The sequence below is a fragment of the Hyphomonas pacifica genome, from assembly GCF_000682675.1.
In the GTDB taxonomy this organism is placed as follows: domain Bacteria; phylum Pseudomonadota; class Alphaproteobacteria; order Caulobacterales; family Hyphomonadaceae; genus Hyphomonas; species Hyphomonas pacifica.
Window position 1 is genome coordinate 1 of record NZ_AWFA01000004.1, and the last position, 15,044, is coordinate 15,044.

The following is a 15,044-nucleotide window of genomic DNA, read 5'->3' on the forward strand; positions in this document are numbered from 1 at the left end:
GGAAAAGCCCGAAGCGCTGATCCCGGCCATGCTGGAAAACTTCCTAGGCTCTGACGCCGGATTCAAACGGGCCAGAAAAGCCCTTCACGCCAACAAGGAAAGGTAATTCTCATGGCACAAATCGGCACCTTCACTGCGAAAGACGGCAAATACACTGGCACGATCCGCACCATGACGATCAATGTCAAAGCCCAGCTTGTTCCGAACACCGACAAGGCAAGCGACGGCGCACCCGACTTCCGGCTCTATGCAGGCGGCGCAGAACTCGGCGCGGCCTGGCGGCAGGAAAGCAAGGATGGCGAGACGCCATACCTCGCCGTCAAGCTGGATGACCCAAGCTTCGCCAGCCCGATGCGCGCAGCGTTCTTCGAGAATGAAGCCGACGGCACCGGCGTCATGGTCTGGAACCGCGCCAAAGCGAACTGAACAGCCAGGCAGCGATCCGATGAGTCTCTCCATTCAGGACCTTGAAGAAGGCCGCCGGATCGCGGCGCTGGTCGTGCGCTATTGCGGCGAGAAGTATTTCCCGCTGTTCGACCGCTTTGACCGGGAGGTGCAGAAACGCCGCTCCGCAAAAGACCGGATTGAAGCGGCGCTGAGCCGTCCAACCCCCGAAACTCCCAGCGAAAGGCCTCCTCTTGATTTCTGAAGAAAGAAATGATACTTATTCTTTCACAGGAAAGGATATGACCATGTCTCAGACACTCACAGCAGGCGATCCGGAACGGGCGCGGGTCATGACCATGGCCGTCATGCGCGCAGCTGAAAAGCTGGGGCTTTCCGGCAAGGACCTCGCCACGATTCTCGGCGTTTCGGAACCCACGGTCTCGCGGATGCGCAAAAACGAGTTCCGTCTGGAAGAAGGCTCCAAGGCTTTTGAGCTCGGTGCCTTGTTCGTCCGTCTTTTCCGCTCGCTTGATGCGATCACGGGCGGCGACAGCAAGGTCGCTCATGCCTGGCTGCGCAATGAAAACCGGGCGCTTGGCGGTCGTCCTCTCGATCAGATCAAGACGATTACAGGACTGACCCATGGCCTTGCCTATCTGGATTCCAGACGCGCTCCGCTCTGAGCAGAAACCCGTCGAACAAACCTTCTGGCGATGCGTGGAGGCGCAGCATGGCGTCTCCACGCTGCAGCTTGTCGACACGCTGGACGAACAACGCCTTCTGGAAGACATACTCGAAGAGACCAAGCCCCCGGTCCCGCCGGAATGCGAGGGTCTGCATTATCTCTATATGACGCCGTTCCGCTACGGGCTTTATCCGAACGGTTCACGTTTCCGCAAAGCGGGGCCAACGCCCGGCGTCTATTATGTCTCCGAAGCGCCATCGACCGCAATCATCGAGACCGCTTTCCACCTTCTGCTGTTCTACGCCGACTCTCCCGGCACCCCGTTTCCCTCCCAGCCCAGTGAGCACACGGCGTTCGATGTCCCCATCAAAACTCAAAGCGCTATCGACCTGACGAGAAAACCATTCAGCGACACCAGCGAAATCTGGATGCATCCATCCAACTATGACCCGTGCCAGCAACTTGAAGAAGCCGCCCGCGCCGAAGAGATCGAACTCATCCGCTACGCATCGGTCCGCGACCCTGACCACAAGCCGAACGCCGCCATCCTGACCTGCACCGCCTTTGACGCTCAAGCCCCAACCGAACACCAGACCTGGCGACTTTGGTTCAACAAGGCTGGCGTTCATGCAATCTGCGAATTTAGGGGAGAGAGATTCAGTGTTGCACCGGAGGAATGGAGCAATGACGAAAGGCTTCATCCTCTTACTTGGATTTAGACTGCAAGATCCCAAAAGCAGCCGAAACGAACTCGGCTCGAAATCCCTAAAAGGCAGACATCCCAAACCCGTTTTCACACAGCCACTCCCAGAAGCGGACATTAGAAACGCGTGCTCGCCGGGGCTGGGAGTCGCCAGCTCGGGCCGGATTATCTCGGAGGCCTTTCGCCGAAGATATGGCGCGCCAAACATCAATTGCTTGACATACTTAGCGCGCTTGATACAATTAGCAACAATGACTGATTCTTCGAACAAGCTAGGAAAATATCTGGCGCGAACGCGAACGGACGCAAAGCTCAGCTTGCGGGCTGTTGAAGCGGAGACTGGCGTTTCCAACGCCTATCTCAGTCAACTGGAAACCGGGAAAATCAAAACCCCGTCCCCGAGTGTTTTGCACACACTGGCTGAACGATATCAGATCTCATACGCCCACCTGATGGAACTCGCTGGATACCCGATTCCTGAAACTGGTCAGCCGCGTCTGAACACGCCATCAAGTCAATTTGCGGCCCGGCTTGGTGTAGTCACCCCAGACGAAGAAGACGCCCTTGTTGACTTTCTTGAGCTCATCCGCAAACGCGACAGAGGGCGCCAATGAGATGGTCGTATTCTTCTGCGCGCCTCTTTCGTCAATGCCAACGCAAATGGTATTTCGCGAAAATCATGGCCGGCCCCGGTAAGCTCACAGATGACGCCCGCTTGAGAGCTCGCCGGCTCAGCCATCTCTCAACCCTTTCTGCGTGGCGCGGTGATATCGTCGACACGGTCATTTCTGAGCGCATCATCCCAGCTCTGCAAATGGGGGATCGGATCAAATCTGGGGAAGTGAGAACGTATGCCAGGAAACTATTCGACCAACAGCGCGCTTTCGCGGAGAAAAACCGCAAAGAAGATCTAACGCTCGTAAAATCGCACCACCCGAGCGAGTTCGCGCTCTTTCATGAACACGTCTATGGACCAGAGCCGACGGAAGATGACTTCGACGCGGCATGGCATGACATCGTTACAGCATTCTCAACGCTTTACGCGCTTGATGATTTTCGTGCGCAATTGGTTGCGGGTATGAGTTACTATGCCCAACCGCCATTGCATTTCGATATTGTCGCGGACCTGAAAGGTAAAGCCGTACCCGATCTAATCGTCTATACCGACGATGCGCCCATTCAGATCATCGACTGGAAAGTACACACAGACGGCACAAATGACGCCCGCGGACAATTGGCGAGCTATGCGATCGCACTCAGCCGCATGATAAAACCCAATCGCAATTTTCCATTAGAAGGCTGGCAAGCCCCTGCAAAAGACATCGTTCTGAAGGAAGTCCAACTGCTCTTGGGCGACGTGCGCACCCATGAATTGACAGATGACGATATTGAGGACGCAGAAGCTTTTATGATGCACACGGCATTTAGCATGGAGCAGCTTCAAGACGGCAAGAAATTCGCTAATTGCGATATCGAAGAGTTCGAAGCCACCAGCGATCCAGAGCTTTGCGCGAGCTGCGCTTTTCAATCCATATGCTGGGAGACTGCAGGCCATGCGTGAAACAAACATCTATGAATTGTCCGGCCTTGAGACCGTCAGCACCTCATACCGCTTGTTCGAACTTCAGGGTGCTCCAGAATTTAGTCCGGAATACTACGCTGGTGTCTCTCGCCTCGTTCGCACACTGAGCCGTCGTCACCAGGCGCCCTTTACCTCAATCCAACGCGGCGAGACCATGCTCCTCGCGGCCCCTGAAGCGCTCTCCGGTGATCTCGCAGAACATCACAATTTGGCGCGCTGGGTAGCCACCTTAAAATCCCTCGGCGATTCCATTGAGATCGACTGCTCGGTCAGCGGCGACGAACTGGACCCCATTCGCCTGCGCTTCTTGAATTTCATGATCCAGTCGCCCCTGTTTAATCATGGCGAGCTTTGGCAGCCGCGCGCAGGCGATGCGTTTTACTATCGCAAGCCCGCCGATACATTTGACGGCATTGAACTGTTTGAAGGCATTGCCGTGAGGGCCGTGCCCTATCCTGGCGGCGGCTTTGGCGTCATGCTGGATGCGCGAACAAAACTGATTTCGCAGCGCGCGGTGGGGGCTTATGCCGACCCAAACTTTATCAGGCGCCTGAAAAACACGTCTTGTCTCTATCGCATGGGCGACATCTGGTACGAAATTAAGATTAGCGGCGCCAATCAGACCGTCAGCCACCCCATCCTGTTTAAGGACAATCAGCCTGTCTCTCTGAAAGCCTACCTGCATGAACAAGCGCGCCAGCCCATACCAAAAAGCCTGATAGACTTAAAAGGCGACGGCGTCGTGCTAACCTATCGCGGTTCGGACTCCGCTGAGGTTAAGGCCGCGCCCGCAGAGCTTTGTTTCCCAATTGTCGATACACACTCAAAGCGCGGCGCGCGCCATCAACGCCGCTCCATCCAAGCGCCGCATATCAGACGCAGCAAAGCCTATCGCTTCAAACAGCGTTTCTTACGGGACATCAAAATCGGAAATGCTGTGCTGAGCGTCGCTGATCAGCCCGCAGCGTTGAAAACGCGGCCGATCGATCTGCCGGAGCTACAGTTCGGTTCAAACCGCATCCTCTACGGGACCGACCGCGGCGGTGACCGGATCGATCTTCGCCAATACGCCAAAAATCGCCGCACGCTTCTGGAACGCGCCGATGTCGGCTTTTTTGAAACCTCGCCCTTAGAACCCCAATGCCTCGTGCTGCCGAAAAGCGTCATGAATGCCTGGGGCAATGAGTTCGTGCGCGATCTCACCGCGGAAGTGAAACGCCTCCATCCAACCGGAAACTATAAGCCAACCGTCATCGCCTTTGATGATGTCAGCGCAACCGTGGACGCGCGCTCTCAAGCCGAAGCCATTTTTAAACTCGCAGAAGATGGCGATCTTCCACCGGGAGACTGTGCGATCATGATCCATCGCACAAAAGGCAAAGCCCGTGCCCAAGAAGAACTCCCCGCTTTGCTGATCAATAAATTGCGCAAGTCCTACGGCGTGAACGCCGCCATTTTTCACGCCACGGTCCCCGGCAATGCCTATCGCCGAGAAAGCGCTTCAGACGGCGCCCGCTATGTGCGCAAGCGCGACGAAAAGGGACGCTTTTCCGGTTATCTCACAGGTGCGGCGCTGAACAAGATCCTCCTGCCAAACGCCAAATGGCCATTTGTCCTCAAAGACGAGCTTGTCGCCGATATTGTTGTCGGCATTGATGTCAAACATCACACTGCTGCGCTTGTGCTGATCGCAGAAGGCGGACGGATTATCCGCCACACGCTGAGGCTCTCGACCAAGAATGAAAAACTCCCCGCAGGGATCGTCGAGACCAAGCTGGTTGAACTGATTAGCAATGAAGCGCCACATCTGAGCCGCCTGACCAAAACCATCGCCATTCATCGCGACGGTCGCATTTGGCCGAGCGAACTCAAAGGCCTTCGCGCGGCCTGCCGGAAGCTGGCGGATGATGGTCACATCGATCCGGCTTTTGACCTGAACGTCTTCGAAGTCTCCAAATCGGCCCCGGCCCGTTTGCGTCTGTTTTCCGTTGACCGATCCGCTGGTCGCAAGCCCCGAATTGAAAACCCTGAACTCGGAGATTGGATGATGCTGACGGAGACTGACGGGTATGTCTGCACGACAGGCGCGCCGCTCTTGCGCGGCGGCGCCGCCCGCCCCCTGCATGTCAAACAAGTGGCTGGCGACATGTCCTTGCAAGACGCCCTCAGCGATGTCTTTCGCCTCTCCTGCCTGACCTGGACACGGCCCGAAAGCTGCTCGCGCCTGCCAATCTCGCTAAAGCTTTGCGACATGCTGCTCATGGATGAAGGCACCGCGCATGACGAGGATGAAATCCTCCACGCCAATGATGATACCCCGGCGGTCTCGGCATGAGCCAGTTATCGCTGATTAGCAATGCGGAATCGATAGCAATCAAGTTCCAATTACTGATCGACGAAGTCCTGCTCTTCGATCGAAATGCAGACAAATACACGGAACTCGCACGCCTCTTGCGCGCCGCGGCCGCCGGCGCTGACACTGACGCCAGTCATGAAGGATTATTGCTCGATAGCCTATTGCGTAGCGTAAATGGCAGTTCGCGCACCGATCTGGTTGATCTTGCCGAAGCGCTCGACGAGTCTGAACTTTCGACTGGTGTCCGCGCGGCGCTCAGCGACATCGCCGCGCAAATAGGCTCGGAGCGCGCTGCGCTCTCAAGCAGGCTCAGCCCTCGGTGATTTCGGCGACCTATCTGCGCGGGGCGATCGCCCACACCATTGCCCGCGCCCGCGCGCTGGTTGAAATCGCGCAGCAAAGCCCGGCACTGGAATTACGGGACTTGCAAAGGACCTGCACAACGCAATTGAATGAAGCGGTTTTCAACCTCGCAGAAGCGGCAAGACTGCTGGACGAAAAGCCCGAAGCGGCAGCATCGGTAGGTCGGATCTATCAAACGGTTACCGAAAGTATAGATCGAACTGAAACCCTCGGCGTCTTCGCCCTCAAAAACCAATCAGACGAAGACATTGACCTCAACCGGCTCCTGAACAGCATCTGCCAAGAGATCAGTTTTCCGCTAATCCCGCCCACCGTCAGTCACACATCACAATCCTATTTTGAGATCTCGCCCGCATTCAATTTGCTGCGCGTACCACTGATCGAAGGCAGGTTTCTGCTACAGCTCGCTGATCTTTATCATGAGCTCTGCCATCCGCTCTTATCGCCCATCGGGATCACTAACCCTAAGCTCGATCCGTTGGCGCAAGCCTTCTTGAGTTTGAAAACCGCGCGCGGTCGTGAACTCGATCAAGCTCGCCTTCGCGGCGATCGAAGACGCGCCGGTCCTGACCACACACACCGATATGCACTCTGGCGCCGCTGCTGGATCGAAACCTGGATGGAAGAATTCATCTGTGACGCTTTCGGGGCCTTTTGCGCAGGCCCCGCCTATGGTTGGACGCACCTCCATCTCTGTTACCGAAAAAGCAAACCGCGCTTCACCGTACCAATCGCCACGCTGCCATCCCATCCAGATGATGAGGCGCGTATGTCTGTGATATTGTATGTCTTGAAACGGCGTGGATTTGATCCGGAAGCCGACGCTATTGCCCGGGCCTGGACCACGTTCGGGTCAGCGCCCACCGCCCAACAACGCGCGGCCTTCGAGCTTTGCTATCCTCCAGACAGACTAGATGCGATCGCCGAGGCGGCCATAGACGCCTTTGGCGCGTGCGGGATTTCTGGCCTGCCCGAACAGGATCAGCCCTTAGTCGGCGCAGCGATACAAGACGCCTGGTCAATGTTCTGGAACCGCCCACATGAATACGATGTCTGGGAAACCAAGGCACGCGCAGAGCTTCAATCAAATCTGTCTTAACGCTTAAAGAAATCCCGCAGCGCCCGTGAGGATTTGTGCGCCTGCCAGGCTTGGCCCGCCAGCAATTGCAAAGTCGCGGTCGCTTTGTCAGACACGCGGTCCAGCGCTTTGATCGCCTTCACCTGATTTTGTGCAGGTTCAGCATCAATCCTCAAAAACCGTGCCTGTAACAGATCCCCGACCTGTTCGAGCGCGAGGTGTTCTTGAGCCGCCATAATCGTCTGCACCAATCCGCGCCGCGCCACCCAGGACACCGCGCCCGGCGCGCGGGCTTTGTCATGCACCGCAGCGCCCTGCCGACGCCCCGCTGTGCCGATTGACAGCTGATAGACATCGTCAAAACGGGCATTGCAGAACCGACGCGCATCCAAGAGTGCGATCATATCTGGCGCGTTCGCGACGAGGCCCCCATCGATAAACTCCGCCACTCCGATTTTGCGTGTCGGAAAGAAGGTTGGCGCCGCAGCGCTCGCCAATATCGCGTCTTCAAGCGCGATATTGCTGGCGGCTTTTCCAGCGAGGCCCTTCGAGCGCAAGACGGCGGTTTCTCCGGTCGAGTAGTTGACCGTCGTGATCGCGAGTGCGGGTTCAAAGGCGCTGAGCGGCGTTCGCGCGAGCGTCTCGCCAAGCACATCGCGAACCGCAACCTGTATCGGCTCAGCCGCATACGGCGCTGCCAGGAAGAATTGTTTCGCGCCGGTCAGCACATTGCGTTTGAAGATGTCTGGGCCATGCGCACGCATAGCATCGGCAAGGTCTTTTGCCGGAACCGATGCCGCGAGCCCCGCCGCCAGGAGCGCACCAATCGACGTGCCGGCAATCAAATTAAATCGTTCCGCGCACGCCGCTTCGAACTCGGCTTCACAGGAGGCCAGGAACTCGGCGCCGAAGAGGCCGCGATAGCCGCCGCCGCTCAGGGCGAGAATCTGAAACCGGTTGCTCGCCATCCCTATTTCGTCACGATGTCTTCTGGGTTTTCAACCGCGAGATTTGGAATGCTGGCATGGCCATCCTGATGATAGTCGACATAAACCAGCGGGAAATCGCCGCGCCCGATCAGCGCGGTTGCGATCTCAACTTTGGTGGCGCTTGGAACGTCATAGTCGCGCCCGTCCTGGTCTTGAAACGTGATCTTCATATCGAGCAAATCGCCCCATTTACTGGCGATCTTGTGATCCATCGGAATGATGCGGTCATGCCGAGCGAACTCTTCGAAAAACCGATTGGCCTGGTCGATGAATTCCTTGATCACCGGAACGGGATATTCTGTCGTCTCTGGATGCGCCCGCGCATAGGCCAGCGCCTGCTCCAATTGCCATTGAATGGTCATCGGCGTGACAGCGCTAATGCAAATATCATCGGCATAAAGGCCGCGCGCATCGGCAGCCTCAAGCCATAGCTCCGCATCCAGGTTGCGCCGCTTGATGATATCGAACACGCATTGAGAGCTGAGCAAGTAGCGAGACATGGCAGCTTTAGAACACCCGGCCCCGACCGCCCACAGTCTCTTCCTCAGAACGCGGCGACAGCCTCATATTTACTAGGCTTGGATCCATGGGCTTTAGCTGCGCGAGCAAGGCGCTGGCCGGTCGTCGCCGCGCAGCCGTGCGTTCAGTGTTTTCTCGAATGGACCCGATCAAGGCCAGGATCGTGTCAGACGACAAGACGAACGCCGCCTGTTCTAGACGATCCACCTTGCCCGCCCGCGCGATGACAAACGCATGGCCGGTCTTTAACGCCCCTTCACGCACCGATTTCATAGACTTATTGGCACGCTCTTCGGTTACAACTTCGACTTCAATCTCCGGGCATAATTTCAACGCCGTCTCAAACTCCCGTTTCCGACGGCCGTCAGGCATGTGATCGATGAACCCTTGTAAGGTTTTTGCAAATTCTGACACCGAAGCCTCCATGGCAGTGTTCGATTTATGGATGACATATAGCGCATTTTTCGGTCGATTTCAATGATTTTCGGCCGATTTTGGCGCTTTGGGTGCGGGTTCGCTCGATTTTAAACCATTTCGATCGATGGCAAACACCTGATCTTGCGACAGAAACCAGGTCTTCTTCGTTCGCACCATTCCCGCTTACAAAGCGCCGATATTCCGCTGCTAATAGTCTGCGTAAGCATCGATTTCCTGCGGCAAACTCAGATTATAGCCCGCCACAGCGCTATCTTCCTTCGAATAGACAATGGAGAGCACAAAAGCCGTTTCGACTGTCGTCCCGACCAGCATGACATGGTCATTCCAGTCGCCATCGATCACATTGACACTGAGCCCCTCTTCATCATCGAGATAAAAAGCGTGCTTCTCTACGAACCCAGTCACCTCGATCTCGACCGTACCTGAAACTTCTATGATCACATCATCCTCAAATTCAGAGAGCTGAGTGTCTTCAATCTGATGACCGCCATAGTGAACAATCGAAACCTCATTGCTAAAGGGCACGCCCTCAATCCCGTAAGCTGTACGCTGCGGCAACTCTTCGCCCAAATAGGCTGAAGTCAGTTCATCCAGTGTCTCCGCATTGAGATCAGGAATATCCGCCAGCGCTACGCCTTCGAGATTTGGCAGAAGTTCCGCGTCATAGAACGCCTTGAGCGATGTGTAGACTTTTGGTTTTAGCGCGTCGTCCGCGATCTGACTGGAGAGATCGTCATGCAAGATCACATTATCATTGTCGTCAGTATCGCAAAAATCGCGGGTATTGTTCGTTAGGAAAATATGAGGCGCCTGCGCATCGCCGTCCTCAATGTGATCTTTGATCGAACGCCAGACAATATAGTCTTTGTGCCCAATCCCTTTCTCATCGAATGGCTTTTTGCACTCATAAGCTTTTTCTACCAGCTCCTTTGCCCCGACATCCGGATAGGCAATGACCGTGACTTCATGCTTCTCCAGAAGCGCGTTTAACCCAGCCTCATACGCGTCAAACACACCCTCCTTTGAAAAAGCTGGCGCCTCCAGATCAGCGATCTTCGCAAGGTCTTTTCGCGCGGCTTCATATGCTCTTGCTTTAACGTTGAGCTTTTTGGGGTAGTTCCCCAAAGTCTCGTCAATAACAATGTCTGGAATCGCCACAGCGATGTTCAAAAGAGAACAAGCTTTCAGGATCGCTTGCGCATAAGCGGACCGTAAGAAACTTTCATTCATGATGATGCTGGTATCGAAATAGACGGTCGTCATGATGAAAACCCTTCCATGTACGGGAGAAATTGCTCCTCTCGTATAGCGCCAACGCGTCATAAACGTAACCGGAAACACTCAAGCTGGGATTGTCAGCGCAAACCATCCTGCACCGCCGGTTTGGTCCGACTTTCATCGACAAAATCCGATCAAAGTGCACTTCACTCATGCGCTAGTATACTCAATGGCAATGGCGCCTAGACGAAGTTTTCGTGAAGATTAACGGTATTCACTATAATCTCTGACACGCAGTCGATTACGAAGGTGAACTGTTGTGGAGGAGGTTATGCGGACGAGCCAATGTCTGCTCTTGCGCCCTTCTCAGCCTAAGCGCACCAACCCTGATTCTCCTGCTCGAATAACTTCATCACCCGCCGATCAAACGGATGGGCAATCTTCAACAGCTCGTCGCGCCGATACTCCAGCGATCCACCATCCCCATACACCGGCCTCGTCGTCTTATGCCCCATCAACAGGCAGCGCAGGCCGTAGTCGATGTTGGCTTCCTGCATTCGTTTCTCGAAGGCGTGGCGAAGTGAGTAGACCTTGTGCTCCGGTGTCTCCAACAGGCCCCGATTGCGGAGATTCTTCATCATGTTCGCAGAGACAAGCTCGTTCCGGTCGTAATAATGAGCGAACGCCCTTGGCGCCGCGCGTTTTGCTGCTTCGAGCGAGATACCGACGAGCGGGATGTCGCGTTCGGATGTATCGGTTTTGACTTCGCGGTCCGTACGCGCACGTATAGCTATGTATGGAACGGGCTCATCCATATGAAAGTCCTCGACTCTCAGGTTGATGATCTCGCTCGGTCGGCAACCGGTCTCGATCAACATCAGCAGGATCAGCTGCAATTCCGGGTTCCATCTGCGCGTTGCACCGGGCGCAAGGATCTTTGTGCGCACCCAATCTGTAGAGAATGGCGGGACTTCCTTTCTGGACTTCGCCTTGAAGTGCATGTTGCGGAACGGGTTTGGCCGCTCTTCTTCACCGATATGCTTGAAGTAATCTGTGTAAAGTGAACGGATGTTGCCGATATGGCGGTTCGCTGTGTTCGGCGCCATTGGCTTTGTCTTGGCGTCCTTCGGCTTAACCTGCTTCGCCCAGTGCTTCTGGTATTTGAGGGCCAGTTCCCGCGTGATCTCCTCCAAGGCAATATCGCCTGCAAAGTCGATAAAATACTGGATAGACGTCCGCTTGGTCTTCTCCCAGGACGCACGCTGGTTGGGCGATTTGTAGAGCTGCGCATTGTAAGCGATCTCTGAGAGGTAAATCTCGAATGATTCGGAGACGGTGACCGTCGGCTTCGTCGCGCCGCCGAGCAAAGCTTCGGCATCGCGTTCTTTCGGAATTTCGGCGGGTCCAGCCTGGTTTTGCACGGCCAGCAATCGGGCAAGCGCTTCTTCCAGCGGCGCTTCGGTCGCGAGATGATCGATGGGTTGATAGACGAAACCGCTCGCCAGAGCTTTCACGGTGGCCATCTTGTATCTGCGACAGACAGCTTCGGACACTTCGCGGTTTGTCGATGGTCCTGTTTCGTCCGCGATCCTGAGCGATGCCCAGTAATGATCGTCAGCTTCGGCCAGCAAGTCGCGTTTGTAACGCGCCTGCTCAAGCGAAGTCGTGCCGAGCGATTCCTTGATCCGTTTGCGGGTATCGAGGTGTGCGAACTTTCTCGGAACCCGGCGATTGTACCACCAGACCCGGCCTCTTTGTTCGAGGTAAGAATTGTCTACGACGCGCTTCATGACGCCGCCCATTGGTCCACAATTTGGTCCCAATTTGGTCCACAAATTCCGGCCAATTCAGACAAAGAAATCCAAACAGAACCGAAAATTCCGTTTGATTTCAAGAAGTTGCGCGATTGCCATTTCGAGAGAAATGGCGCGAGTGACGGGGCTCGAACCCGCGACCTCCGGCGTGACAGGCCGGCACTCTAACCGACTGAGCTACACCCGCGCATTTCTGGCACCGCTTGGCGGCGAGCGGTCTCTCTAATCAAGGCGGGATGCCCGGTCAAGCACGGAAGTTCACGCAAAATGTATTATACTGCATTTTCAGTCATTCCCTCGACACATTGTCGGCCATTATACCGTTGAAAAGCCTGAAAGACCCGATTCATGAAACGCATTCTTCTTATCTGTGGCGCTGTGCTGGTGATTGCTGCGCTGACAGTGCCGTTCTTTATCCCGAAATCGGCCTACAAGGCGCGAATTGAAAGCGCCGCGACCAGTGCCCTGAACCGGGATGTGGAACTGACAGGTGATGTCTCGATTTCGGTTTTCCCGCGTATTTCGGCCAGCATTGATGGTGTGACTGTTGCGAATCCAGAGGGATTTGCCCGCGACAGCATGATCATGGCAGGTGAATTGCGCGGATCTGTCAAATGGCTGCCCCTGCTGTCAGGCAAAGTGGATGTGCAGGAGATCACCTTTGTTGACGCGGATGTCTTCCTTCAGAAGCGTGCAGATGGCGAAACCAACTGGCAGTTTGGAGCTGGCAAGTCCCAGGAAGACACCCCCGATTCTGAAGGCAGCGGCAGTGTGAAGGCCAGTATCGGCAAGGCTCGTCTGCAGAACGCCTCCCTGACCTATCAGGACGATTCGACCGGCATGACCTATGAGCTAAAGGACTTCAATCTTGAGGCCAGCCTGCGCGACATGGACCAGCCCCTCTCCGCAGAAGCTGACGGCAAGTTCCAGAACCACGCCTTTGACCTCAGCCTCGAACTTGATTCGCCTGACTCGCTGCTGACGAACGCTCCAACGGAAGCCCTGCTAATGTTCGAGATGGCAGATATGGGAAATATCTCCTTCCAGGGCGCGCTGCAGCTGGGCGACGAGGGCAATATCGATGGGGGTCTGCGATTCTCTTCCGACAACTTGCCAGGGCTCATCGCCTTCACGGGAATCACGCCGCCTGTGAATGTCGAAGCGCTGGGCACGGCGAATATCGTGGCGAAAGTCTCCGGCCCGCTCTCCGCGCTGGTCATCGACTTTGAGCAGATGGGCGTCAAAAGTGATGTACTAATGGCCAACTACACTGGGAAAGTGACACTCGGTGACCCAATGAGCCTGGACGGCCAGCTTTCCGTGGACAGTCCGCAAGCCGGTGAACTGACGCGCCAGCTGGGCCTCGACATTCCCGCCAGCGCAGCACTGGAAAAAGTTAAAGTCACCAGCAAGGTCAAAGGCCCCATGGATGCGCTGGTCCTGTCAAACATCAGCGCCGACCATAGCGGGGAGCTGCTGAACGCCACTTATTATGGTGACGTCTCGCTGGCCGGAAATGGCCGTATTGATGGCAGCATTGATGCCAAGAGCAACAAGCTGCGCGACCTATTCAAAGCAGCTGAGATGGAGCTGCCGCCCGGCGAGACGCTGCAGCGTTTCAGCACCAAGGGCGATATCTCCGGCACGTTTCAGGCGCTGACCGTCAACAAGCTGAACTTCACGCTGGACGACATCACAGCAACTGGCACAGCGGGCGTAGACCTGTCCGGTGAGAAACCTCGCCTGACAGGCAATCTCGACATGGGTACGCTGGACCTGACGCCATTCCTTGGCAGTGAAGATACTGCCACAAAGGACAAGCCAGCCACCACGGGATGGAGCAAGGAGCCGCTGGACCTGGTCGGCCTGCAAAGCGTCAACGCGGATCTGAACATCCACGCAGACACGCTGACCATTGGCGATGTAAAACTGACCGATGCTGTCCTCGTCGCAAAGCTGCTGGATGGACAGCTCACCGCAGACCTGTCCAAATTCGGCGCCTTCGGTGGCAACTGGGCCGGTAAAATGACGCTTGATGCCCGCAAGGCCAAGCCAAGTGTCGCCTTCAACATGACCGGCAACAGCGTGCTGGTATCGGAAATGCTGGGCACACTGGCCAGCTTTGACCGGCTGACCGGCAAAGGGGAACTCTCTCTCGATGCCAGCGCGTCCGGCGCCTCAATCGACGAGATCATGAAAGCCCTCGACGGCAGGGTCTCGGCAAACCTTGAAGACGGCGCCCTAAAGGGAATCAATGTGGCCCAGTTGGTGCGCAGCACATCGTCTCTGAAAAGTGCGCTATCCAGCGGCGGCCTCGCCGGACTGGATCTCAGCTCCGCTGTCTCCTCCAGTGCCGAAACGGACTTCACCAATTTCGATACCATTCTGACCATCAACAAGGGTGTGGCCAATGTGGATGTCATGAAACTTCTGAACCCGGTTCTGGGCGTAGACGGGACGGGCACCATCAATCTTGGAGGGCAGGCCCTCGACCTGCGTCTGGCGACCAGCATCGACAAGAGCGGCAAGGGGGACGGCAGCGTGGTGCAGCTGAACGGCATTCCTGTCCCGATCCGCGTGTCCGGCAGCTGGACCAATGTGAAGATCTCTCCTGATTTGAGTGGTGTACAATCCGCGCTGGAAGCAGAGCTTGGCAATCGCCTGCGTGACGAACTGACAAAGCGCCTCGGAGGAGGAGATGAGTCTTCAGATCCATCTTCCAACACCACGGAAGATGTCCTCAGCGGCCTGCTCGGCATCCAGAACAAAGACAAGACCGACACGGAAGAGGCTGACCAGAAGAGCGACGAAGATAAGGCCATTGAGGCCATAGGCAGTCTGTTCGGGCGGAAGTCCAAGGAAGACTAGCTTTAGCCAGACACAAAAAAACAGGGGGGGCAGAATGGCCCCCT

General features: G+C 55.9%; 16 protein-coding genes, 1 tRNA gene and 1 pseudogene. 12 read left to right on the forward strand and 6 right to left on the reverse strand.

The annotated features are described in order from the left end of the window. The 10 genes from HY2_RS01965 to HY2_RS02005 all read left to right on the forward strand — a co-directional run. On the forward strand, nucleotides 1-106 hold a 106-nt coding region (locus tag HY2_RS01965), incomplete at its 5' end, for a DUF2274 domain-containing protein (protein ID WP_034824183.1). 5 nt (nucleotides 107-111) lie between these two features. Continuing rightward, nucleotides 112-426, forward strand: a complete 315-nt coding sequence (locus HY2_RS01970) for a DUF736 domain-containing protein (protein ID WP_034824185.1) — start codon at nucleotides 112-114, stop codon at nucleotides 424-426. A 19-nt stretch (nucleotides 427-445) separates the two neighbouring features. Beyond that, complete coding sequence (locus HY2_RS01975; protein ID WP_034824187.1) at nucleotides 446-649, forward strand: hypothetical protein; 204 nt, start codon at nucleotides 446-448, stop codon at nucleotides 647-649. A gap of 37 nt (nucleotides 650-686) precedes the next feature. Next, nucleotides 687-1,070, forward strand: coding sequence for an antitoxin Xre/MbcA/ParS toxin-binding domain-containing protein (locus HY2_RS01980; protein ID WP_034824189.1), 384 nt, complete (start codon nucleotides 687-689; stop codon nucleotides 1,068-1,070). Continuing rightward, nucleotides 1,030-1,791 carry an RES family NAD+ phosphorylase gene (locus tag HY2_RS01985; RefSeq protein WP_034824191.1) on the forward strand — a complete coding sequence of 254 codons (762 nt, stop codon included), beginning with the start codon at nucleotides 1,030-1,032 and terminating at the stop codon, nucleotides 1,789-1,791. Before HY2_RS01980 ends, HY2_RS01985 begins: the two co-directional genes overlap by 41 nt. Nucleotides 1,792-2,026: 235 nt before the next feature. Continuing rightward, nucleotides 2,027-2,389 (forward strand): helix-turn-helix domain-containing protein, encoded by a 363-nt coding sequence (locus tag HY2_RS17085; protein WP_081814870.1) that lies wholly within the window; start codon nucleotides 2,027-2,029, stop codon nucleotides 2,387-2,389. Continuing rightward, nucleotides 2,386-3,336, forward strand: a complete 951-nt coding sequence (locus tag HY2_RS01990) for a PD-(D/E)XK nuclease family protein (RefSeq protein ID WP_034824193.1) — start codon at nucleotides 2,386-2,388, stop codon at nucleotides 3,334-3,336. Before HY2_RS17085 ends, HY2_RS01990 begins: the two co-directional genes overlap by 4 nt. Beyond that, complete coding sequence (locus tag HY2_RS01995; protein ID WP_034824194.1) at nucleotides 3,329-5,692, forward strand: argonaute/piwi family protein; 2,364 nt, start codon at nucleotides 3,329-3,331, stop codon at nucleotides 5,690-5,692. The genes HY2_RS01990 and HY2_RS01995 overlap by 8 nt, the downstream gene beginning before the upstream one ends. Beyond that, nucleotides 5,689-6,036: a hypothetical protein gene (locus HY2_RS02000; RefSeq protein WP_034824195.1), complete on the forward strand. Its 348-nt coding sequence runs from the start codon at nucleotides 5,689-5,691 to the stop codon at nucleotides 6,034-6,036. Before HY2_RS01995 ends, HY2_RS02000 begins: the two co-directional genes overlap by 4 nt. After that, nucleotides 6,033-7,175: a hypothetical protein gene (locus HY2_RS02005; RefSeq protein ID WP_034824196.1), complete on the forward strand. Its 1,143-nt coding sequence runs from the start codon at nucleotides 6,033-6,035 to the stop codon at nucleotides 7,173-7,175. The genes HY2_RS02000 and HY2_RS02005 overlap by 4 nt, the downstream gene beginning before the upstream one ends. On the opposite strand, the gene HY2_RS02010 is transcribed toward HY2_RS02005, so the two are convergent. The 4 genes from HY2_RS02010 to HY2_RS02025 all read right to left on the reverse strand — a co-directional run bounded on the left by HY2_RS02010 (nucleotide 7,172) and on the right by HY2_RS02025 (nucleotide 10,363). Next, complete coding sequence (locus tag HY2_RS02010; RefSeq protein ID WP_034824197.1) at nucleotides 7,172-8,122, reverse strand: CBASS cGAMP-activated phospholipase; 951 nt, start codon at nucleotides 8,120-8,122, stop codon at nucleotides 7,172-7,174. The genes HY2_RS02005 and HY2_RS02010 overlap by 4 nt on opposite strands. Before the next feature lie 2 nt (nucleotides 8,123-8,124). Further along, nucleotides 8,125-8,643: a hypothetical protein gene (locus HY2_RS02015; RefSeq protein WP_034824198.1), complete on the reverse strand. Its 519-nt coding sequence runs from the start codon at nucleotides 8,641-8,643 to the stop codon at nucleotides 8,125-8,127. Between the two features lie 7 nt (nucleotides 8,644-8,650). Next, nucleotides 8,651-9,076 carry a hypothetical protein gene (locus HY2_RS02020; protein ID WP_112063319.1) on the reverse strand — a complete coding sequence of 142 codons (426 nt, stop codon included), beginning with the start codon at nucleotides 9,074-9,076 and terminating at the stop codon, nucleotides 8,651-8,653. A 210-nt stretch (nucleotides 9,077-9,286) separates the two neighbouring features. Beyond that, complete coding sequence (locus HY2_RS02025) at nucleotides 9,287-10,363, reverse strand: PIN domain-containing protein (protein WP_034824202.1); 1,077 nt, start codon at nucleotides 10,361-10,363, stop codon at nucleotides 9,287-9,289. 116 nt (nucleotides 10,364-10,479) lie between these two features. On the opposite strand from HY2_RS02025, the pseudogene HY2_RS17830 reads away from it, so the two are divergent. After that, a pseudogene (locus HY2_RS17830) lies at nucleotides 10,480-10,605 on the forward strand (IS6 family transposase); the annotation flags it as partial. Nucleotides 10,606-10,689: 84 nt separating this feature from the next. On the opposite strand, the gene HY2_RS02030 reads toward HY2_RS17830, so the two are convergent. Together HY2_RS02030 and HY2_RS02035 are read right to left on the reverse strand one after the other, a co-directional pair. Beyond that, nucleotides 10,690-12,108, reverse strand: coding sequence for a DUF6538 domain-containing protein (locus HY2_RS02030; protein ID WP_064773857.1), 1,419 nt, complete (start codon nucleotides 12,106-12,108; stop codon nucleotides 10,690-10,692). Between the two features lie 134 nt (nucleotides 12,109-12,242). Next, a tRNA-Asp gene (locus HY2_RS02035) sits at nucleotides 12,243-12,319 on the reverse strand. Between the two features lie 161 nt (nucleotides 12,320-12,480). Between HY2_RS02035 and HY2_RS02040 the strand changes: the two genes are divergently transcribed. Beyond that, complete coding sequence (locus HY2_RS02040) at nucleotides 12,481-15,000, forward strand: AsmA family protein (RefSeq protein ID WP_034824204.1); 2,520 nt, start codon at nucleotides 12,481-12,483, stop codon at nucleotides 14,998-15,000. Nucleotides 15,001-15,044: the final 44 nt, after the last annotated feature.

Coding starts and splice junctions, on each gene's coding strand:
- HY2_RS01970 (WP_034824185.1), top strand. CDS start 112: ATGGCACAAATCGGCACCTTCACTGCGAAAGACGGCAAATACACTGGC.
- HY2_RS01975 (WP_034824187.1), top strand. CDS start 446: ATGAGTCTCTCCATTCAGGACCTTGAAGAAGGCCGCCGGATCGCGGCG.
- HY2_RS01980 (WP_034824189.1), top strand. CDS start 687: ATGACCATGTCTCAGACACTCACAGCAGGCGATCCGGAACGGGCGCGG.
- HY2_RS01985 (WP_034824191.1), top strand. CDS start 1,030: ATGGCCTTGCCTATCTGGATTCCAGACGCGCTCCGCTCTGAGCAGAAA.
- HY2_RS17085 (WP_081814870.1), top strand. CDS start 2,027: ATGACTGATTCTTCGAACAAGCTAGGAAAATATCTGGCGCGAACGCGA.
- HY2_RS01990 (WP_034824193.1), top strand. CDS start 2,386: ATGAGATGGTCGTATTCTTCTGCGCGCCTCTTTCGTCAATGCCAACGC.
- HY2_RS01995 (WP_034824194.1), top strand. CDS start 3,329: ATGCGTGAAACAAACATCTATGAATTGTCCGGCCTTGAGACCGTCAGC.
- HY2_RS02000 (WP_034824195.1), top strand. CDS start 5,689: ATGAGCCAGTTATCGCTGATTAGCAATGCGGAATCGATAGCAATCAAG.
- HY2_RS02010 (WP_034824197.1), bottom strand. CDS start 8,122: ATGGCGAGCAACCGGTTTCAGATTCTCGCCCTGAGCGGCGGCGGCTAT.
- HY2_RS02015 (WP_034824198.1), bottom strand. CDS start 8,643: ATGTCTCGCTACTTGCTCAGCTCTCAATGCGTGTTCGATATCATCAAG.
- HY2_RS02025 (WP_034824202.1), bottom strand. CDS start 10,363: ATGACGACCGTCTATTTCGATACCAGCATCATCATGAATGAAAGTTTC.
- HY2_RS02030 (WP_064773857.1), bottom strand. CDS start 12,108: ATGAAGCGCGTCGTAGACAATTCTTACCTCGAACAAAGAGGCCGGGTC.
- HY2_RS02040 (WP_034824204.1), top strand. CDS start 12,481: ATGAAACGCATTCTTCTTATCTGTGGCGCTGTGCTGGTGATTGCTGCG.